At 65.1% G+C, this 18,906-nt stretch carries 15 protein-coding genes and 1 tRNA gene; 8 read left to right on the top strand and 8 right to left on the bottom strand.

Annotated elements, in window-relative coordinates; translation table 11 throughout:
* Window positions 1-73 precede the first annotated feature (73 nt).
* A complete protein-coding gene (locus tag ACR4XW_RS07275; protein WP_434759866.1) occupies window positions 74-2,518 on the top strand; it encodes a DUF2207 domain-containing protein in 2,445 nt (814 codons plus the stop codon).
* Between the two features lie 97 nt (window positions 2,519-2,615).
* Here the strand turns inward: ACR4XW_RS07275 and ACR4XW_RS07270 are convergent.
* A tRNA-Ala gene (locus ACR4XW_RS07270) sits at window positions 2,616-2,688 on the bottom strand.
* 96 nt (window positions 2,689-2,784) lie between these two features.
* On the opposite strand from ACR4XW_RS07270, the gene ACR4XW_RS07265 reads away from it, so the two are divergent.
* From ACR4XW_RS07265 to ACR4XW_RS07240, 6 genes are all read left to right on the top strand, one after another.
* Window positions 2,785-3,150, top strand: coding sequence for a 2Fe-2S iron-sulfur cluster-binding protein (locus ACR4XW_RS07265; protein WP_434759865.1), 366 nt, complete (start codon window positions 2,785-2,787; stop codon window positions 3,148-3,150).
* A gap of 365 nt (window positions 3,151-3,515) precedes the next feature.
* Window positions 3,516-4,277, top strand: coding sequence for a DeoR/GlpR family DNA-binding transcription regulator (locus ACR4XW_RS07260; protein ID WP_434759864.1), 762 nt, complete (start codon window positions 3,516-3,518; stop codon window positions 4,275-4,277).
* 72 nt (window positions 4,278-4,349) lie between these two features.
* Window positions 4,350-5,765 carry an FGGY family carbohydrate kinase gene (locus ACR4XW_RS07255; protein WP_434759863.1) on the top strand — a complete coding sequence of 472 codons (1,416 nt, stop codon included), beginning with the start codon at window positions 4,350-4,352 and terminating at the stop codon, window positions 5,763-5,765.
* A gap of 2 nt (window positions 5,766-5,767) precedes the next feature.
* A complete protein-coding gene (locus tag ACR4XW_RS07250) occupies window positions 5,768-6,943 on the top strand; it encodes an ethanolamine utilization protein EutH (protein WP_434759862.1) in 1,176 nt (391 codons plus the stop codon).
* Window positions 6,944-6,978: 35 nt separating this feature from the next.
* Window positions 6,979-8,373, top strand: coding sequence for an NAD(P)/FAD-dependent oxidoreductase (locus tag ACR4XW_RS07245; RefSeq protein ID WP_434759861.1), 1,395 nt, complete (start codon window positions 6,979-6,981; stop codon window positions 8,371-8,373).
* Between the two features lie 13 nt (window positions 8,374-8,386).
* Window positions 8,387-9,619, top strand: coding sequence for an NAD(P)/FAD-dependent oxidoreductase (locus ACR4XW_RS07240; RefSeq protein WP_434759860.1), 1,233 nt, complete (start codon window positions 8,387-8,389; stop codon window positions 9,617-9,619).
* Window positions 9,620-9,666: 47 nt separating this feature from the next.
* Here ACR4XW_RS07240 and ACR4XW_RS07235 read toward each other — a convergent pair whose 3' ends face one another.
* Window positions 9,667-10,629: a Gfo/Idh/MocA family protein gene (locus ACR4XW_RS07235; RefSeq protein WP_434759859.1), complete on the bottom strand. Its 963-nt coding sequence runs from the start codon at window positions 10,627-10,629 to the stop codon at window positions 9,667-9,669.
* Between the two features lie 132 nt (window positions 10,630-10,761).
* Between ACR4XW_RS07235 and ACR4XW_RS07230 the strand changes: the two genes are divergently transcribed.
* Entirely contained in the window at window positions 10,762-11,532 is a 771-nt protein-coding gene (locus ACR4XW_RS07230) for a GntR family transcriptional regulator (protein WP_434759858.1), read from the top strand.
* Window positions 11,533-11,566: 34 nt separating this feature from the next.
* Here ACR4XW_RS07230 and ACR4XW_RS07225 read toward each other — a convergent pair whose 3' ends face one another.
* Genes ACR4XW_RS07225 through ACR4XW_RS07200 form a run of 6 tightly spaced genes read right to left on the bottom strand, consistent with a single transcriptional unit; the run spans window position 11,567 to window position 18,317 of the window.
* Window positions 11,567-12,181, bottom strand: a complete 615-nt coding sequence (locus ACR4XW_RS07225) for a hypothetical protein (RefSeq protein ID WP_434759857.1) — start codon at window positions 12,179-12,181, stop codon at window positions 11,567-11,569.
* Window positions 12,178-13,194, bottom strand: a complete 1,017-nt coding sequence (locus ACR4XW_RS07220) for a putative FMN-dependent luciferase-like monooxygenase (protein ID WP_434759856.1) — start codon at window positions 13,192-13,194, stop codon at window positions 12,178-12,180. Before ACR4XW_RS07220 ends, ACR4XW_RS07225 begins: the two co-directional genes overlap by 4 nt.
* Window positions 13,194-14,846 carry a dipeptide ABC transporter ATP-binding protein gene (locus ACR4XW_RS07215; protein ID WP_434759855.1) on the bottom strand — a complete coding sequence of 551 codons (1,653 nt, stop codon included), beginning with the start codon at window positions 14,844-14,846 and terminating at the stop codon, window positions 13,194-13,196. The genes ACR4XW_RS07220 and ACR4XW_RS07215 overlap by 1 nt, the downstream gene beginning before the upstream one ends.
* Entirely contained in the window at window positions 14,843-15,718 is an 876-nt protein-coding gene (locus ACR4XW_RS07210; RefSeq protein WP_434759854.1) for an ABC transporter permease, read from the bottom strand. Before ACR4XW_RS07210 ends, ACR4XW_RS07215 begins: the two co-directional genes overlap by 4 nt.
* A complete protein-coding gene (locus ACR4XW_RS07205; RefSeq protein WP_434759853.1) occupies window positions 15,715-16,656 on the bottom strand; it encodes an ABC transporter permease in 942 nt (313 codons plus the stop codon). Before ACR4XW_RS07205 ends, ACR4XW_RS07210 begins: the two co-directional genes overlap by 4 nt.
* On the bottom strand, window positions 16,653-18,317 hold the full coding sequence (locus tag ACR4XW_RS07200; RefSeq protein WP_434759852.1) for a TIGR04028 family ABC transporter substrate-binding protein: 1,665 nt from the start codon (window positions 18,315-18,317) through the stop codon (window positions 16,653-16,655). The genes ACR4XW_RS07205 and ACR4XW_RS07200 overlap by 4 nt, the downstream gene beginning before the upstream one ends.
* Window positions 18,318-18,906 lie beyond the last annotated feature (589 nt).

The following is an 18,906-nucleotide window of genomic DNA, read 5'->3' as shown; positions in this document are numbered from 1 at the left end:
CGAAATCGCACAAGAGTCTCGAAAACTCGCATACTCCCGGGGCTGTCGGCCTCACGGCTGTTACCGTCCAATCATGTACCGGGTTTTGCGATTGCTGGCGCTGGTGGGGCTGGTTCTCGGTACCGTCCTGATGACTCCCGGAACCGCCCACGCCGCCAATGACGAGATCCGCCGTCTCGACGTCCGGTTCGACGTACAGCCCGACGGCAGCATGCTGGCGCGTTTCGAGTTGGAATGGCGGTTCGCCGAGAAGGGCCGACATGGCATCAAATTCGGCATCGTCACCAGGGAATCCTGGGAGCCCGAACCCGACAAGGACGTCGTCTACGAGATCGACCAGATCGAGGTGTCCAGCCCGTCCGGAGCCCCGGCCATGTTCACCCAGGAGTCCCAGGGTTGGGGCTCCAACGAAGAGATCAACCTGCAGATCGGCGACCCGGACACCGCATTGAAGACCCGTGATGCGACCTATGTGATCAGTTATCGGGTGCGGGGTGCGATGCGCACCTTCGACGGCGTCCCGGAACTGCAATGGGACGTGATCAGCGACAACTACCCCACCATCAAGGAGCTGAACGTCCGGGTCAGTGGCCCGGACGGGGTGACGCGTGGCCGCTGCGACACCGGGCCGATGCACGGCGCATGCGGCAACGAGGTTCGCGATGGGGTGGCGCAGTTCCACGGCAAGAACATCGAGCGGGCGACCACGGTCTACGTCCAATTTCCGCCGGGTTCGATCGACAACGCCGAGCCGACTCTGGAGAAGCGCAGGATCTCTTCGGCCGAGGTGGCCAGCGCGAAAACTGACGTCGAGGTGAGCCCTGACGGTTCGGCCCGGGTGCGGTACACGATGGGTTATCTGCTGCCCACCGAGGACGAGTCCGAGACCCTGCGGTTGCAACTCGCGACCCGGCTGCCCTGGGACGAGAGCCGGGATCAGACGATCGACATCTCGGATCTCTCCATCACCGACGGCGACGGCAATGCTCTCGAGTGGGAGGACACCGGCCAACGCGACGCCAACAGCTTGCAGGAACGGCAGTTGAGCGTGTACGTGCCGATCGACCGGGCCGACCCCACCATCGACGTGATCGTCCAATACAAGGCCACCGGTGCGGTCGCAGTGGACGGCGACCTGGCGGCCGTCCGGGTACCCATGCTGGCCTCAACGTCCCTGGCCTCGGCCGACATCCCGCGCTCGGCGCGCTTCGAGGTGCCGGGGCCGGTGCAATCGGCGCGGTGTCTACGATCCAGGTACAAGGAAGTCGGGGTGGAGGACTGCTTTTCCTCGTCGGAGCTGAAGACCGACGGCAATACGGCAACCGGGGCCTGGGACGACTACCACGGCCCCACGAGTTCGGCGGAGATCCTTTCGGTGGCGTTTCCGGCATCGAGTTTGACCGGGTCGGTGCCGCCACTGGCCAAGAGCCTGGACGCAGAGCATCGGCGCAACACCCGTCTGGGCCTGGTCACCAACATCGGCGGTGGTCTGGCATTGGCCGCCCTCGGATTGGCCCTCGGTCGGGTGCAGTTCGTACGTGATTTCCGGTATGCCCAGGTAGCGCCCGGGGTGGTCGACTCCCGCGGGCCGGTGCGTCCGGCGCGGCGTCGCGATGAGATTCCGGTGGCCTTCAACCCGCCGGAGATTCCGCTGCACATTGCCGGTTTGCTGCAGGACCGCAAGTTCCAACCGAGCCACATGGCGGCGGTGCTGGTGGATCTGGCGGTCAAGGGTGCGGTGACTTTGCGCTCCGACCCGATCGGCGTGGCGCGGGCCGAGGAAGTCGAAGGGCTGACCCAGAGCGAACAGCAGATCGTGCGGTGGGCCACCGACAAACCCGGCCGGGTCCTGCCGATCACCAGCGCCCGGAAGATGCGCACCACGCTGGAGCACGACCAGTTGAACTACCTCAAGGACCGGGCCTGGTTCCAGGAGCAACGCACCTGGGTGCGTTGGCTGGTACCGGCGCTGGTGCTCGGGGTGCTGCTCGCGGCCGGACTGTGGTTCGTAAGCACGCTGGGAACCGATCACGACATTCCGCCGTGGATCGGACTGGTGATCGGCGCCGGCGTCGGCTTCATCCTGTCGGCCAAACCGGCCGAACAGGGCCTGCAGGCCCGTGGCCGCGCGGCCCTGGATCAGGTGGAGGGATTCCGCACCTACCTGGCAACCGCGGAGGCAGAACAGTTGGCCTTCGAGGCCGACCAGGACATCTTCCGGCGCTACCTGCCCTGGGCGGTGCTGTTCGACCTGACCGATCGATGGACGCGAGTCTGCCGCGAACTGGCCCGGGACAGCGGGATCGACGCGCCCGATGTTTCGTTCATCTCCGGTGCCACGCTCTCGTCATTGAACAACGACATGCGCTCGTTCGCCTCCGAGATGCGGACTGCCTCGGCTCCGCCCTCGACCAGCAGCAGCAGTTCGGGTGGTTCCGGCGGCGGTTCGTCCGGCTTCAGCAGTGGCGGTGGCGGCGGTGGCGGCGGAGGCGGCGGCACCAGCGCGAGTAGTTGGTAGCAACGCGAATCGGTTTGGGTGCCGGTGGCTCGCCGGAGATGGGCGCCGGAATACGTTCCGCTTTGGGGAACATCGGAATTCGTACGGCGAAGGAAAGTGGAGCATAGGGGACTCGAACCCCTGACTTCCAGCTTGCAAAGCTAGCACTCTACCAACTGAGTTAATGCCCCGCGGATCTGCCGATCCGAGGGCCAATGGTACGACGCAAGCCGGAACGAATGCCAGTCGACCGTACGACCGCACTGCCGCGGAAAGGAACCACAGCCATGGCCCAGCCCACCCGGCTCACGATTCTTCCCGACGACCTGACCATCACGGTTCAGCCCGGGGAGACCCTCTTGGACGCCATGCGGGCCGCGGGTCTGGGCTGCCGGTTCGCCTGCCGGCGAGGCGGTTGCGCCTTCTGCAAGGTCGATATTCATGAGGGCGAGGTCGACTACGAGTACGACATTGCCAGCAGCGTGATGTCGGACGAGGAGTACGCCAACGGCACCTGCCTGGCCTGCCGGGCCGTCCCCAAGGGCGATGTCTCGATCGAACTGCGCGACGAGCGGCTGCTGGTGAAGTCCAGCATGCTGTTGAAGATGCGTCAGGTTGCCAAAGCGGAGGCCGAGGACGCCACCGACGCCTGAGGTTTCCCGTTCAGGCGATTATCGTGTGACTTTTTGTTCGCCTGTCGCACAAGATGTCACACGTTCTTGCGCTGAACAGGTGCCGACAGTGTCGGTGTGTGCGGGTCACAACCAACCGGACCCGAACCCCGTGCGCTCTCCCTGAATTCACCGCTGCTACTGCTGCCGCGCAGCATGCCTTGCCGGGCTCCGTGGATACCCCAACGCGCCGGCTTCGGCTCCCGCTGCTGCTCATATGGCCCTTGCCCGCCCATGTCGGGTCTGACGTGCTCCAAGAACCCATCGTCTAAAAAACCTGAAGGAATCTGCCCGATTCTGCCCGTTTCTGTGGATTTGGTGTAATGTGCCTCACACAAGGAGGTGTCATGCTCCCTGAAGAGCGGCGGCTACGGATCATCGATGGGTTGCAGGCTTCGAGTAGCTTGCGAACTGAGCAGCTTGCGAGTTCCTTGGGCGTGTCCATCGAAACAATTCGACGAGACTTCCGCGCCCTGGAGAAGAAGGGCCTCCTGAGGAGAGTTCACGGCGGCGCCGTCTCTCTGGATGGCCACCAGATGGAGGCGCCCTACCCCGACCGGGCACTGGAGCAGAACGAAGAGAAGTCGGAGATCGCGACAGCGGTTGTTGACTTGTTTCCCTCCGGGGGCACGGTGTTCCTTGATCTGGGCACAACCGTGGCGGCAGTGGTCACCGCTCTCCCACGCGACTATCAGGGCACGATCGTGACTACTTCCGTGTATGTCGCAATGCTCTTGGCCCACCATGACCACCTCACGGTTCTGGTTGCGGGGGGACGCATGCGCCGGGGCGATCTCAGCCTGTCCGGCGGTGCAACATTGCGGTTCCTCGATGGCGTCTACCCCGACATGGCGATCATCTCCACCGGAGCGGTAGACCCCCGCGCCGGGATCACCGACTACAACCCGGACGAACTCGAAACGAAACGCGTCATGCTGCGAAATGCCAAGAGATCTCTCGCCGTCGCGGATTCCACGAAGTTCGGTCGGGTCGCACCGTTCCAGATATGTCCTATCGATGAGCCGGACCTGATCGTGACGGACTCAGGTCTAACCAACGACCAGCGCATGGCCACTGCCGCCGCTGGAGGAAAGCTCCTCGTTCCATAACACCCTCCCCTTTTCAGGGGGTTCTCCACACGCCAGCAATGCCGCTGGCCCGGTACAGGAAGCAGGAAGACAATGGCGATCCTTGCTCTAGACCAAGGCACCTCCGGTTCGAAGGCTGTTGTCGTGGATGACGATGGCGTCCACGCAGTCGCGGAGAATTCGATCAACCCCGACTACCTACCCGGTGGTGCGGTCGAACAGGACCCCGAAGAGCTTTACAACTCGCTGATCGAAGCGGGGAAAGAAGCGATTGAAAAAGCCGGAAAGCCCATCGAGGGCGTCGCATTGGCCAACCAAGGTGAAACGATCCTCGCCTGGGACCCCAACACGGGAGAGCCCCTGAGTCGATGCATCGTTTGGCAAGACCGTCGAGCTGAGACCGTCGTCGAGAGATTGCGCGAGCACGCTGATCTGATCCACGAACGCACCGCCCTCGTGCTGGACTCGTACTTCACCGCACCGAAGATGACCTGGCTTCGCGAGAACGTCACCAAGGAAGGTGTGGTTACGACCACTGATACGTGGATCGCCTATCGGCTGACCGGCGAATTCGTCACAGACACCTCGACAGCCTCGCGTTCGCTGCTCTTCAACATCGATCAGGTCGACTGGGACTCCGAACTCATCGAGATCTTCGGCCTGCAGAATGAGAAGTTCCCCCGACTTGTGGCTTCCGACGAGATCGTCGGACAGACCTCTGTATTTGGCGAAGAGATCCCGCTCGGCGGCCTCATCGTGGACCAGCAGGCTGCGCTCTTTGCCGAGAATTGCCTCGAGCGTGGCGAAGGTAAGTGCACCTACGGTACCGGTGCATTCATTCTGGTCAATCTGGGAAAGACAGCACCCAGGTTCACCAATGGATTGACGACATCCGTAGCTTGGACACTGAGGGGCGAGACCGACTACTGCTCGGATGGTCAGGTCTACACGGCGGCATCAGCCGTGCGGTGGATGCGGGAACTGGGCATCATCCCCTCGGCCGAAGCCATGGACTCACTCGCTCCTGAGTCCTCGGACGGCATTATTTGCGGTCCGTCATTTGCCGGGCTGGCCGCCCCTTGGTGGAAACCCGAGACGGGTGCCTTCATCACAGGGATGAAGCTCGCGACCGGGAAGCCCCAGATCCTCCGTGCGGTCATGGAAGGGATCTGCGCTCAGATTGCCCACTTGGCCGGCCTGGTCAGTGATGAACTCGGGGGCGAGCTACAAGCACTTCGTGTCGACGGAGGACTCACGAACTCCAAGGTCCTGATGCAGATCCAGTCCGATCTTTTACAGGCCCCCGTCGAAACGTATCCATCTGCACACGCGACAGCACTGGGGGCTGCAGCCGCCATGCGCCTTGCTCTCAACCCGGACCTGCCTGTCTCCGAGGGCCCCTTCGATTGGTCTCCAGAAGCCCGGTACGAACCCGGAATCAGCAGTGAAGAGGCCGAGAGATTCATCGACCGATGGGTCGCCGCGGTCGAAGCGAACATGGGGCTGTAACCATGGGTATCAACGAGATCATCATCGTCGCGATCGCAATCTTTGCTCTCGTGGGAGCACTTGATCGCGCAATAGGTGACAAGTTTGGCTTGGGCAAAGAGTTTGAAGAAGGACTCGTCACATTCGCCCCACTGGCCCTCTCGATGGTCGGCATGATCTCACTCGCGCCGATCCTCGCGAAGGTTCTGAATCCCGTCGTCGTCCCCGTCTACACCTTGTTGGGGGCCGATCCCTCGATGTTTGCCGGGACGTTACTGGCGAACGACATGGGAGGTTTCCACCTCGCCCAGGAAATGGCTCTCAACGAGCAAGCTGGGCTGCTGGCCGGTGCGATCCTCGCAGCCATGCTGGGTTGTACCGTCGTGTTCACCATCCCCGTGGGGCTTGGCATCGTCGAAGTCGAAGACCGGCCGGAATTCGCACTGGGCGTCCTCGTGGGCGTTGTCACGATCCCGCTCGGTGTACTCGTCGGTGGCCTTGTGGCCGGCTTTCCCCCGGCATTGGTGCTGTCGAACCTCGTTCCAATCATCATCGCGTCAGTTCTCATCGCACTGGGCCTGTGGCGGATTCCGAACGCGATGACCAAGGGCTTCTTGGTTTTCGGCAAGATCCTGGTGGCGATCATCTCCATTGCACTCGGCATCGGAGCCTTCGAGTTCCTGACGGGCTGGCAAATCATGCCGTCCGGTTGGGAACTGGTCCCGGTGACGGAAGGTATGCAAATCGTTGCCGAGATCTGCTTGTTCCTCATGGGCGCGTTCCCGTTGATGTACATCATCGTGAAGTTGGGCAAGAAGCCCCTGTCGGCCGCTGGCCGGCTCCTGGGTATCAATGAAGTGGCGTCCGGCGGTCTCATTATCTCCTTGGCCAATGCCATCCCGACCTTCCAGATCATGAAGGACATGGACAAGCGCGGAGTGTTCATCAATACCGCGTGGGCGGTCTCAGCCATGGCTGTACTCGGCGATCACCTGGGATTCACTGCCGGTGTCGCCCCTGACATGATCGTGCCGATGATGGTCGGCAAGTTCGTCGCCGCAATCCTTGCGGTCGTAGTGGCAATGATCATCGCACGGAAGCGTTACCCCCGGACCGCAACTGCCGAGTCTGCCCAGATGGCCGGCACGACAACGGCGGATCCGGAGAACCCGAACGAGGAACCGGAAACGGAGGCCTGATGCCGGAGCTATCACGCGCTCGAGGCAGGAAGACAATGGAAACCGGGAGCTTTGATGTTGTAGTCATCGGGGCTGGGGTGGTGGGTGCCGCCATCGCCCGCGCCCTGTCCGCTCGCTACGGCAGCGTCGCTCTGATCGATGCGGCTGCCGACGTGTGCGCGGGGACATCAAAGGCCAATACCGCAATTCTCCACACCGGTTACGATGCGAAACCCGGGACACTGGAGGCCAAACTGGTCAGGCGCGGCTTCGATCTAACGCTCCACTACTGCGCTGACACCGGCATATCCGTCGACACGACCGGGGCGATTCTGGTCGCGTGGGATCAGGAGCAAGCAAGCTCGCTGCCGTCGTTGCTGGCCAAGGCAGAAGAGAACGGTTATGACCGGGCATACCTGATGAGCCCGGAGGAGGTTTACGAGGAACTACCCCACCTCGGGACCGGAGCGGCAGGCGGCTTGGCTGTCCCCGATGAGTCCATCATCGATCCGTGGTCAGTCGCACTCGGCTTCGCGTCCGACGCGGTCAACCGCGGCTGCGAACTCGTCCTGGAATGTCGAGTCATCGGAGTGGACATCGGTGAAGACCGGACGGTGCTACAAACAACATCCGGCGAAATCAAGACCGATTGGGTGGTTAACGCGGCAGGCTTGGGCGCAGACCACATCGATCACATGTTCGGCTTCGAGCGCTTGGAGGTGACTCCTCGCCGCGGTGAGTTGCTGGTGTATGACAAGCTCGCCGCCCCCATGGTGCCGAAGATCGTTCTGGCCGCGCCCTCAAAAGTTGGTAAAGGCGTACTCATCAGCCCAACGATCTTCGGCAACGTAATGCTGGGACCGACGGCGGACGATCTTGAAGACCGTACTGACACGGCCACCAGTGAAGAGGGCTTCGATTTCCTCCTGGCAAAGGGCGAGAAGATCATGCCGGCCCTCCTTGACCAAGAAGTAACCTCCGCCTACGCCGGACTTCGAGCGGCCAACAACCAATCGGACTACCTCATCGAAGTGGACGTTGAGCGGCGCTACGTAATTGCGGCAGCGATTCGATCAACAGGCTTGACCTCTGCCATAGCGGTGGCGGAGTACATCGAAGGGCTCCTGCAAGACAAGGGCGTCCTCCCACCGGAGCGGCCGAGCATTCCCCCTCCGGTGAAGCTGCCCTCGCTCGGCGAGACGAGCCGACGTCCCTATCAGGATGCTGAGCTCGTCAAGACGAACGGCGATTACGGGGAGATCGTCTGCTTCTGCGAGCGTGTCACTCTCGGGGAGCTTCGCGACATGATGACCTCGCCGATCCCACCACCAATTCTTGAAGGTGTCCGTCGGAGAACGCGAGCCATGAATGGCCGCTGCCAAGGATTCTTTTGCGGATCACGAGTAAGACAGATCTTCGAAGACCGCGGAACGGAGCACCATCGTGGCTAGGAATACTGAACGGTTGAAGCCCACCGTTGCGATCGTCGGTGGCGGGCCCGCTGGTCTCAGCGCCGCTGCAGAGTTGGCACCGCATTGCAGTGGCGAGGTACTCGTCATCGAAAGAGAATCGGAGGCTGGTGGCATCCCGCGCCATTCCGACCACTTGGGATACGGAATCCGCGACCGTAAATCCTTCATGACCGGGCCCAAATACGCAAAGAAGCTCCTGCGGGAAGCACAAGCAGCCGGAGCGCGTATCTGGACTCAGGCTCAGGTGACCGGTTGGGCGGAAACAGGCGCTCTTCAAGTCACATCACGAGACGGGCTCTTCGAGGTGGACGCTGAGGCCGTGCTCCTGGCCACCGGCGCACGGGAACGTCCTCGGGCAGCGCGCATGGTTTGGGGAGACCGCCCCGAAGGCGTCTACACGACAGGACAACTGCAGAACGCCGTCCATGTTCATCACCAAACCATTGGTAAAGAAGCCATCGTCGTAGGAGCAGAACTTGTGTCCTGGTCTGCAGTCCTGACGCTCAAAGAGGCGGGCTGCGCCACAAGGGCCTTGATATCGGAACACCCGCGGGCCGAGTCATATGCGCTCTTCAATCACCTCGGAAAAGCGTTCTTCCGAACCAAGGTGGTCCAGAACTCCAGAGTCATCGCGATCAAGGGAAAGCACCGAGTCGAAGCAGTCGAAATCGAGGATGCCATCACAAAGGAGCGACAACACCTCGCGTGCGACACCGTGGTATTCACGGGAAACTGGGTGCCTGACTACGAACTCGCTTGGTCTGCTGGTTTGGAGATCGACCACGCAAGCGGAGCCCCTGTGGTCGACAACAGTATGCAAACCTCCAAGCCCGGAGTCTTCGCGGCGGGCAACCTCAACCATCCGGTCGAAACAGCGGATGTGGTCTCTCTGGAGGGACAGTTTGTAGCCGAACGCATCCTTGAGTACCTCACCACTGCCAGTGGCTCGGGGCCATCGGTAAGGCTCACGACTGAGGGATCGCTGAAGTGGGTGTCACCATCACGTTACGCACCCACTGGTCCGGCCCCAGCGCGCGAAAAACTCGTGTGCTGGGTCGACAAGTTAACGATGGTGCCCACGATCGAGGTGCATCAAGCCGGGATACGCCTAGCAAGAATCAGATCACCCTGGCCGGCTTCCCCTGGTCGGGCTTTCAGGATTCCGTCATCTGTGCTGAAGCATGTTCGGAGTGACATGGGCGATGTGACGATCTCAGTCTCTTGATCGGTCGCAGGATCGTGTGACATTTTGTTCGCCTGTCGCACAAGATGTCACACGATCTTTGTGACCCCGGCCTGGTCGATCACCTGCATCGCCCATCGGGACACCTCGAGGCGTTCGTGGTGCACGTCGCCGGCTCGTACCAGGGCGGCGAATCCGGCGACAGCGTGCTCGAACTTGTGATCGGGGCCGGTCGATTCCTCGGCCAGGACGATCTCGCTGCGGCCGTCGCGGTATTCGATGGACACCGAGGTCGGCGAGATCATCGAGTCGATCAGCATCGAGGCGTCCTCACCCTCGATCACGCTGGGGCGCACGCTGCTGGAGATCTTCGAGTAGCTCAGTTCGACGTAATGCTGGGCGTAGTCGAGCAGAATCGCGCCGGCTCCGTCGAAACCGTTGGCCAACCGCACCGAACTGGTTTGCACGCGCTGCGGTTCGCCGAAGAGCTTCAGCGCCGGGTGCAGGCAGTAGACCCCGATGTCCAACAGCGCGGCATTGGCCAATTCGGGGTTGAAGGCATTGAGCACTTCACCGCGACGGAAGTCGTCGTAGCGTGAGGAGTATTGGCACAGCTCGAAGGCCGCCCGGCGAATCGTGCCCAACGCGGATAAGCGCTCGGCGATCCGGTCCCAGGCCGGGTCGAACATCGGACGGACCTCTTCGACCACGACCCGGTCGTTGCGTTCGGCCGCCGCCACGATGGCTTCGAACTCGGCGAGGTTCACCCCGAGGGTCTTCTCGCACAACACATGCTTGCCGGCTTCCAGGGCTGCGATGGTTTGTTCGGCGTGCAGTTTCATCGGGCTGGCGATGTAGACCGCATCCAGATCGTGGGCCAGGAACTCGTCCCGGTCGGTGAAGACCCGCTCGATGTCGTGCTCGCGGGCGAACTCCGCACCGGTCTCGGCCGACCGGGAGTGGACCGCCACCGGGTCGACCTCGCCGAGGCGCCGACAGGCGTTCACCGTCCAGCCGCTGACGAAGTTCGTGCCGATGATTCCGATCCGCATACCGCCACCTTTCACCGGTTGTCTATAGGTCTCAGGCTAACCCGACGGCGATGGAAGGCCCCGTTCCGGGCCGAGGCGCTGCGGTACGATGAAGCCTGATCTAGACAAGTGGTGGGGGAAGGGGCGGGGAGCATGAGCGAAACCCAAAAGCGCCCCCGCAACGAATCCCAGTACAAGGTGATCGAGGCCTGGCTCGAAGAACAGTGCCGCCTGCTCGGCCCGGGCAGCCCACTGCCCTCGGAAAAGCAGCTGTCCGAGAAGTTCCGGGTCAGCCGGATGACGGTCCGCCATGCCATGCAGGGCCTCACCAGCAGCGGGCGGATCGAACGTCGCCAGGGCCGTGGAACCTTCGTCGGTTCCCCCGATGTGCACCGGCAGGAGTCGGTGCTCTGCTCGTTCTCCCAGGAAATGGCCCAACGCGGCATCCGGGTCACTTCGCGGGTGCTGGCCACCGACGTGGGTGTGTGCCCGACGGTCGCGGCGATCATGGGGCTGCCCACCGACGCCTGGGTGGTGACCGTCGACCGGGTACGCCTTGCCGACGGGGTACCGCTGGCCCGCGAGCAGGTGTTTCTGCCGAGGAAATATCAGGACGTGTTGGAGCGGGATCTGGCCAACGGTTCCCTGCACGAAGCACTGCTCGACCTGGGCGTGGCCTTCGCCGGCGCGACCGCCGCCGTCACCGCCCGGCTCGCCACCGACGAAGAGCTCGGCCTGCTGAACATAGCCGGCCCAGCCGCGGTACTGGTCGAATCCCGGCTCACCACCGATGTCGATGCCGAGGTCGTCGCCCATGCCGAAACGACGTATGTGGGCAGCCGCTGGGCCATCGGCACCAGCACCACGGCGTCTCCCGGCACTCCTCAGGCGACGAGTCTGGTGGGGCTGACCACCACCGGTTGAGCCCCTACCGCCCGGGTGCCCCGGTCGAGCACCTTCATCGGCCGGCCTCCCCCGCCGCCACGGTGAAGCCGGCGGTCAACTTCACCTGGACGCTGATGAACGAGATCACCTGCGACCAGGTGGCGATCTGGGCGCGCGTCCAGCCGGCGGCAGCCAGAGTGGCGAGCACTTTGGGACGCGCCTCGCGCGGATGCAGCACCAAGAAGTGGGCGTGTTCCACCACTGCGGCCAACGGTACGCCGAGGTGCTCGCGTTCGTCCTCGGGTACCTGCCACCACTGGCCGGGTTGACCGGCCAGAGCCAGTTTGGCGTCCCGGTGGGTGCCCCAGGGCTCCATCTGGGCGGCCGATTCGAGCAACCTGTCAACCAACTGCGGGTCGCCGGCCCGGGCCCGGTGCCACTCGGCCACGGCCGATCCGGGTTCGGTCAGCCCGGCGACGAACCCGGCCACCAGGTGCCGGTCGGCGAGCGCGATGCCCTGGGTGGCCATGCCGAACAACGCCCGATAGGCGGCCCGGATGTTTTCGCGGGTTTTCGGACGGGGCCGGCGGGTGGTGTCGCGCCGGTCTCCGGGAACGATCCCGATCGCCCGACCGGCCACATCGACCGCCGGGGCGTAGCGGGGCTCGGCAATCGGTGCGGCGCTCATGCGGCACTCCGTTCCGGATGGGTGCCCAGCCCGAGGGCGGGGGCCACGTGCTCGCCGATCAGTTCAACCGACCGCAGGATCTGGGCATGGGGCGGGTCGATCGAATGCACCTGCACCGACAACTCGGTCGCCTCCTGCAGGGTCGCGTCGGCCGCCAAGGCCTCGGCCACCTGGGCGGGCGATCCGACGAAGGAGTCGGTCAGCCGAATCAGATCGTCAACCTCGGCGTCGGCCGAAACCCGCTTGCCGAAGGTTCCGGACGTGGCGACCGCGCGGCGCAGACCCGCTTCTGCCCAGCGGTAGGCCTGCTGGGTGGTGTCGGCAACGAAAACCGTGCGCGAGGTGAGCACCCGGGGCCGAACCCCAACGGGCAACGCCGCCCGGTAGGACTCGATGATCGGCAACTGCAGGTCGGCCAGCGTCGCGTCGAACCGACCCTCGGGACGGGGTTGGGTGCGCGACAGCATCAGGCCGTCCCCGGCCCGTCCGGCCCGTTCGCCCCCGGAAGCCGAGAAGGTCGCCTGCCAGACCCGCTCGGGCAGGGTTCCGGCGGACGGATACAGCCGGTTGGCGGTGCCGTTGATCGGTTCACCCCGCCACGCGGCCAGCAAGGTGGCGAGCTTGGTCGCCGACAGTTCGTAACGGTCGGCGAAGTCGACCCCGAAGGCGCCGAAAGAACTCGGCGTACCGCCGGTGGAGATACCGACCTCGAGGCGTCCGCCCGACAGCAGGTCGGCCACCGCCACGTCCTCGGCGGTGCGCACGGCGTCTTCCATCGGCAGGCAGATCACCCCGGTGCCGAGCCGGATCGTCGAGGTCTGCGCGGCCACGTGACCGAGGAACACCAGCGGTGAGGGCAGCCCGCCCTCGGCGCCGTGAAAGTGGTGCTGCGCCACCCAGGCGGTGGCATACCCGTGGCTTTCGGCGTGCCGGATCTGCTCGCTCGCATAGCGGTAGCGCTGCGCGGGCGGCACATCGTCGAGCAGTCGGGTGAAGAATCCGAGGGTGGTCATCATGCTCCTTGTGGTGCGGGTGTGCGGCCGGGGATGGCGGCCAGGAGTTCGCGGGTGTAGTCGGTGGACGGGTGACCGAAGACCTCGTGGGTCCAGCCGGATTCGATGACCCGGCCGCGGCGCAGCACCGAGACCGTGTCGCTGATCCGTCCCACCACGCCCAGGTCGTGGGAGATGAACAGGTAGGTCAGGCCGAGTTCGTGCTGCAGGTCGGTGAGCAGCCGCAGAATCTGGGCCTGGACGGTGACGTCGAGGGCCGAGACCGGCTCGTCCAGCACCACCACCTGGGGTTGGACGATCAGGGCGCGGGCGATCGCGACCCGTTGCCGCTGCCCGCCGGAAAGCTCCCGGGGCAACTTGTCGCCCACATCGCCCGGCAGCGCGACCCGGTCGAGGTACTCGGCCACCAGTCGGCGTCGTCCGGCCCGGTCGGCGAGCCGGAAGTTGATCAGCGGCTCGGCGATGATGTCGGCGATCCGCTGCCGGGGGTCCAGGGACGAATACGGGTTCTGCAGCACCAGTTGGGCCCGGCGCCGAAGTTCGCGGATCTGATTGCGGCCCTTCAGCGCACCGACGTCCAGGCCGGCGACCTTCACCAGCCCGGAGGTGGGGCGGTGGAACCCCAGCAGAGCACGCACGGTGCTGGTCTTGCCCGAGCCCGACTCCCCCACGATCGCGTGGGTGGTGCCGGCCGCGACCGTCAGCGACACCTGGTCGACCGCCCGGAACGGGCCCCGTCCGGTGTCGAACTCCTGCACCAGGCAGCTCACCCGGATCGGTGGTTCGGCACTCGGGTCGGGTACCGGACGTGGCGGGGGCACGTCGGCGGCCACCGCGGCCGCCTCTTCGAGCAGGGTGGCGGTGTACTCGTCGCGGGGGCGGGCAATGATCTGGCACGTCGGGCCCTGTTCGACCACCCGGCCGTGCCGCATCACCACGATCCGGTCGGCCCGCTCGCGGGCCACGCCGAGGTCGTGGGTGACCAGCAGCACCGCCGAGTTGTGCTCGGCGCGCAGCCCGTCGATCAGGTCCAGAATCCGCCGCTGCACGGTCACATCCAGGGCCGAGGTGGGTTCGTCGGCGATGATCAGTTCCGGGTCCAACGCGATCGCCGAGGCGATCAGCACCCGCTGCTTCATCCCGCCGGACAGTTCGTGCGGGTACTGCCCGGCCCGCAGTTCGGGGTCGTCCAGGCCGACGTGCTCGAGCAGTTCGAGCACCCGTTGCCGGATCGCGGGTTTCGACCCCCAGCGGTGCACCCGCAAGACCTCGGCCAACGATTCACCGATGGTCTTGACCGGGTTGAGTGAGTTGTTCGGGTCCTGCGGCACCAGGCCGACGCGCCGGCCGCGGATCTCGCGCAGCATCGCCTCGCCGGCACCGGTCAGGTCGGTGTCGCCCAGGGTGATCGTGCCGCCGTCGCGGCGTCCGTTGTCGGCGAGCAGGCCGATCACCGCTTGGGCGGTGGTGGTTTTGCCCGAGCCGGATTCACCGACCAGGGCCACCACTTCACCGGGACGGATGGTGAACGAGACCCCGTGCACGACCTCGGTGCGGCGCTGCCGGGAGGTGTAGGACACGGTGAGGTCGCGGACGTCCAGGACCGCCTCCCGGGTCCGCTCGGAGGCTGCGGGGGTGTGGGTGATGGTCATCGGTTCGCTCCTCGGGAGATTTCGCGGCTGATCCGGTTGGTCGAGAGCACCACCGCGACCACAACGAGGCCGGGCAGGGTGGTCAGCCACCAGGCGGTGCCGACGTAGGTGCGGCCCTCGGCGATCAGCAGGCCCCATTCGGGGGTGGGCGGAGGTGCGCCGTAGCCGAGGAAGCCGAGCGTCGAGATCGCCAGGATCGCGGTGCCGAATTGCAGGGCGGCCAGGGCGATCACCGCGTTCAGGGAGTTCGGCAGGATGTGCCGGCGCAGCACCGTCCAGAAGGTGCCGCCGGAGCCGAAGGCGGCCTCGACGTAGTCGGTGCGCCGCACCCGCAGCACTTCGGCCCGCGATACCCGGGCGAAGACCGCCACCGAGGTGATGCCTACCGCGATCGCGGCATTGGTGGTGCCGAAACCGAGCAGGATGATCACGCTCAGCGCCAACAACAGCGCCGGGACGGCCAGCAGCACGTCCACCAGCCGCATCAGCACCGAGTCGGCCGGGCCACCGAGTGATCCGGCGAGCAGGCCGATCGCAGTGCCGGCGATCAGGCCGACGCCGACCGCGATCGCGGCCGCACCGAGGGAGTGCACCGATCCGTGCACGACCCGGCTGAACAGGTCGCGTCCGGTGGCGTCGGTGCCGAACCAGTGCGCGGCGCTGGGTGCTTGGAGGGCTTCGCGGGCGGTGCCGACCAGCGGGTCGTGGGCGGTGAACAGGCCCGGGACGAAGGCGAATCCGAGCACCAGGGTCAACGTCAGCACCGCGAGCACCAACCCCGGACGGGCCAGCAGGCGGCGCAGCAGCAAACCCGCGGTACGCAATCGCGCACCGGTGATGGGCCGCGCGGCTTCGAGTTCGATGGTGGTCATACCGGCTGCACCTTCTTCAATCGGGGGTCGATCACCGGTGAGATCAGGTCGACCAGCAGGTTGGCGAGGACGAACACCACCGCGGCGAGCACCACGATTGCCTGTAGTACTGCGACGTCCTGGTGGGCGACGGCCTGCTCGGTGAGCCGGCCGATGCCGGCGCGTCCGAAGACGGTTTCGGTGACCACCGCCCCGGCGATCAGCTCACCGAGCAGCACCCCGGCGATGGTCAGGGTCGGTACCAGCGCATTGCGGGCCACATTGCGGGTCAGCACCCACCAGCGCGAGGCACCCTTGGCGCGCACCACCGCCACGAAGGGCTGACGCTGCACGTCCTCGATGGAGCGCACCAGGATCTGGGCCAGCGGGGCACTGATCGGCACCGCGAGGGTGAGTACCGGCAGCACCAGCGACTCGATCGGGCCGGCGCCGATCACCTTGACCAGGCCGAGTTGGAAGGAGAACACCTGGATCAGCACCATCGCCAACCAGAACACCGGCACCGAGATGAACACCGACGGCAGCGCCGCCAACAGATTGCGCAACCACGGACGTCCGGACCAGGTCGCGGCGAACGCGATCAGCACCGCCAGGGTGACCGCGGTGGCGAAACCCAGTGCGGCCAGGGTCACGGTTTGCGGCAGCACCTCGGCGATCAGCGCGCCCACCGGCGTCCCGTTCTGGATCGAGTACCCGAAGTCACCGACCAGGAAGCCGGCGAGCGTGTGCAGGTAGGCCTGCCACAGTGGCACGTCAGCTCCGTAGGAGGCGCGGATCTGGTCGATCTCGGCCCTCGACAGGCCCAGGTCGGGGTTCTCGAACTTGATCAGCATCGCGTCGCCGGGCAGGGCCTGCAGCAGCACGAAGGCCGCGGTGAAGGCCAACGCGATCACGATCAGGGCCTGGCCGATGCGGCTCAGGACGGCCCGGCCGGTCATCGGGTCACCCAGGTGTTGTAGAAGGACGGACGCCCGATCGCCTCGGTGTCGAAGCCGTGCACGACCTGGGGGTTGACCGCGAAGACCTGCGGTTCCTCGAACAGCGGGATCACGTAGTACTGCTCCAGGAGGTACCGCTGGACGGCCCGGCTCGCGGCGACCCGGTCGTCCGGATCGGCCGTCGAGGCGACGGTTTCGAGCAGCTTCTCGAGCTCGGCGTCACCCGTGTCGTCGGCACCTCTGTCGCCGACACTGTTCAACAGCACATTGCGGTTGTCGGAGTGGTACTGCGACTTGATCACGTCCGGATCGGCGCGGCCCACCATGGCGTGGAAGACCTGCACCTGGTTCGGGTCCTTGATCGCCTTGGTGTAGGTGCCGGCGTCGGCGCGCAGTACTTGGAGATCGACCCCGAGTTCGGTCTTCCACTGTTGGGCGATCAGGGTGACCACGTCGAACGATCGCGGCTGCGGCTTTGCCTCATTCACCACCAGGGTGAACTTCTTGCCGTCCTTGGCGCGGATGCCGTCGTCGCCCGTCCGCCAGCCGGCCTCGTCCAGCAGTGCGCGGGCTCGGGCGGGGTCGTGCTCGAGCTTGCCGGACAGGTCTTCGTAACCGAGCGCGGTCGAGCCGAGTACCGAGGTGGCGAGCGGGTAGTTGTCGGTGAACAGGGTGTCGACGATCTGTTGCCGGTTAGTGCCCAGGCTGAGGGCCTTGCGCACCCGGATGTCGCTGAGGAACTCATGGCGGAACCGCAGGTTGAGGCCGTTGTTCACCCCTCGGGTTTGTGGGGCCAGCAGGTCGGCCCCGGCGCCGGTGATCGCGGGTTCGTCGGTGGCCGCGATCTGTCGGGCGACATCACCTTGGCCCGAGGTCAGCGCGCCGACCCGGACGCCGGATTCGGGGGTCACCACATAGGTAATCCGGTCGAGGTAGGGGCGACCCTGGTTGGCCGATGATTTCGGCGCCCAGGCGTAGTCCTCGCGGGCGGTGAGCACCACCTGGGCGCCGACCTGTTCGGACTCGACCACGAACGGGCCCGAGCCGATCACCTTGGTGCCGTTGCCGGCGCCGAAGTCCTCGAATCCGCCGTCGAGGGTCTTCGGGGAGAGCAGCCCGGAGTTGATCGTGGAGGTGGCCTGCAGGAAGCCCGGGGCCGGTGCGGAGAAATGGAAGGTGACGTGGGTGGCGTCGTTAACCTCGGAGCGTTCGTAGTTGTTGATCGCCTCGCTGACCTGCAGGCCGCGCTTCGGGTCGCCACGGCCGTAGAGGTCGAAGTTCTTGGCCACCGCGGCGGCGTCCAGTTTCGTGCCATCGGAGAAGGTGACGTCGTCGCGGATCGTGAAGGTGTACTCGGTGGCGTCATCGTTGACGGTCCATTCGGTGGCGATCCACGGTTCGAACTCCAACGTGTCGGGGTTCTGGTACACCAACCGGTCGGTGATCTGGTTGATCAGGCCGCCGTTGGGGTAGAGGCCGCCGGCGGGCGGGTAGAGCGAGTCGTGCGGGACCGCCTCGAGGTAGGTCAGTTCGCCGCCGGTGACGGGGTCGCCGGTCGGAGGGTTCGCGCCGTCTGCTGCCCCGCCGCAGGCGGTCAGGGTGAACAGGGCGAGGGCGCCGAGGGCTGCGACCGCAGCGGATTTCCAACGAGGACGGGACATGGTGGTGCCTTTCGGGAAGAGCAAAGAGACGTATCGAGCACGGGTGCGGGTACGTCAAGGAGTCGGGGAGAACCCGGGAAGTGTGGAGGGTGCCGTTGCCGGCGGGACGGTCTCGCGACCGGCCGAGCATGTGGAACGGTTCGGTTCGGGTGCGTGAGCCGGGGTCGAAAGATGCCCTGGTTGGCTCACACCGGAACCGGATTGGGTGGTGTGACCCCGTCTGCGCACGACACGGCCCTCACGGGCCTGTGGGGTGCGGCAACAGCGCGGAAAACCCGCGGGCTGGAATCAGCTCAGGTCGTCACCGACAGCAGCGACAACACATCTGCGCACAGCGACCGAAGTCAATGTGGCGGCGAAGGGTCGCGAACTGATGCATGGGTGACAACCTGCCACACGAGAAATCGCGAGAACCCGGATATCCCACATGATGAGATTGAAAATTCAACCGATCTCGGGGCGGGGTCGGTCGTCCGCCCGTCGCGCGCTGCTGCAACCGGCCTGATTTCGTGGCGCGAAACCATATTCGGGTTCGGAGGCCCGAAAACGGACCGGTTGCAGCAGAAGGGCAAAGAGCCCGAGCTCGCGT

The sequence above is a fragment of the Pseudenemella bisphenolivorans genome (genome assembly GCF_051133435.1).
In the GTDB taxonomy this organism is placed as follows: domain Bacteria; phylum Actinomycetota; class Actinomycetes; order Propionibacteriales; family Propionibacteriaceae; genus JAAYAO01.
The sequence above is the reverse complement of the archived record's forward strand: the minus strand, read 5'-3'. Positions and strand labels throughout refer to the sequence as shown.

What these genes read in the sequence shown, in the direction of transcription:
- ACR4XW_RS07210 (WP_434759854.1), bottom strand. Translation starts at nt 15,718, where the DNA reads ATGACCACCATCGAACTCGAAGCCGCGCGGCCCATCACCGGTGCGCGA.
- ACR4XW_RS07255 (WP_434759863.1), top strand. Translation starts at nt 4,350, where the DNA reads ATGGCGATCCTTGCTCTAGACCAAGGCACCTCCGGTTCGAAGGCTGTT.
- ACR4XW_RS07245 (WP_434759861.1), top strand. Translation starts at nt 6,979, where the DNA reads ATGGAAACCGGGAGCTTTGATGTTGTAGTCATCGGGGCTGGGGTGGTG.
- ACR4XW_RS07200 (WP_434759852.1), bottom strand. Translation starts at nt 18,317, where the DNA reads ATGTCCCGTCCTCGTTGGAAATCCGCTGCGGTCGCAGCCCTCGGCGCC.
- ACR4XW_RS07220 (WP_434759856.1), bottom strand. Translation starts at nt 13,194, where the DNA reads ATGACCACCCTCGGATTCTTCACCCGACTGCTCGACGATGTGCCGCCC.
- ACR4XW_RS07230 (WP_434759858.1), top strand. Translation starts at nt 10,762, where the DNA reads ATGAGCGAAACCCAAAAGCGCCCCCGCAACGAATCCCAGTACAAGGTG.
- ACR4XW_RS07250 (WP_434759862.1), top strand. Translation starts at nt 5,768, where the DNA reads ATGGGTATCAACGAGATCATCATCGTCGCGATCGCAATCTTTGCTCTC.
- ACR4XW_RS07275 (WP_434759866.1), top strand. Translation starts at nt 74, where the DNA reads ATGTACCGGGTTTTGCGATTGCTGGCGCTGGTGGGGCTGGTTCTCGGT.
- ACR4XW_RS07265 (WP_434759865.1), top strand. Translation starts at nt 2,785, where the DNA reads ATGGCCCAGCCCACCCGGCTCACGATTCTTCCCGACGACCTGACCATC.
- ACR4XW_RS07225 (WP_434759857.1), bottom strand. Translation starts at nt 12,181, where the DNA reads ATGAGCGCCGCACCGATTGCCGAGCCCCGCTACGCCCCGGCGGTCGAT.
- ACR4XW_RS07260 (WP_434759864.1), top strand. Translation starts at nt 3,516, where the DNA reads ATGCTCCCTGAAGAGCGGCGGCTACGGATCATCGATGGGTTGCAGGCT.
- ACR4XW_RS07205 (WP_434759853.1), bottom strand. Translation starts at nt 16,656, where the DNA reads ATGACCGGCCGGGCCGTCCTGAGCCGCATCGGCCAGGCCCTGATCGTG.
- ACR4XW_RS07215 (WP_434759855.1), bottom strand. Translation starts at nt 14,846, where the DNA reads ATGACCATCACCCACACCCCCGCAGCCTCCGAGCGGACCCGGGAGGCG.
- ACR4XW_RS07235 (WP_434759859.1), bottom strand. Translation starts at nt 10,629, where the DNA reads ATGCGGATCGGAATCATCGGCACGAACTTCGTCAGCGGCTGGACGGTG.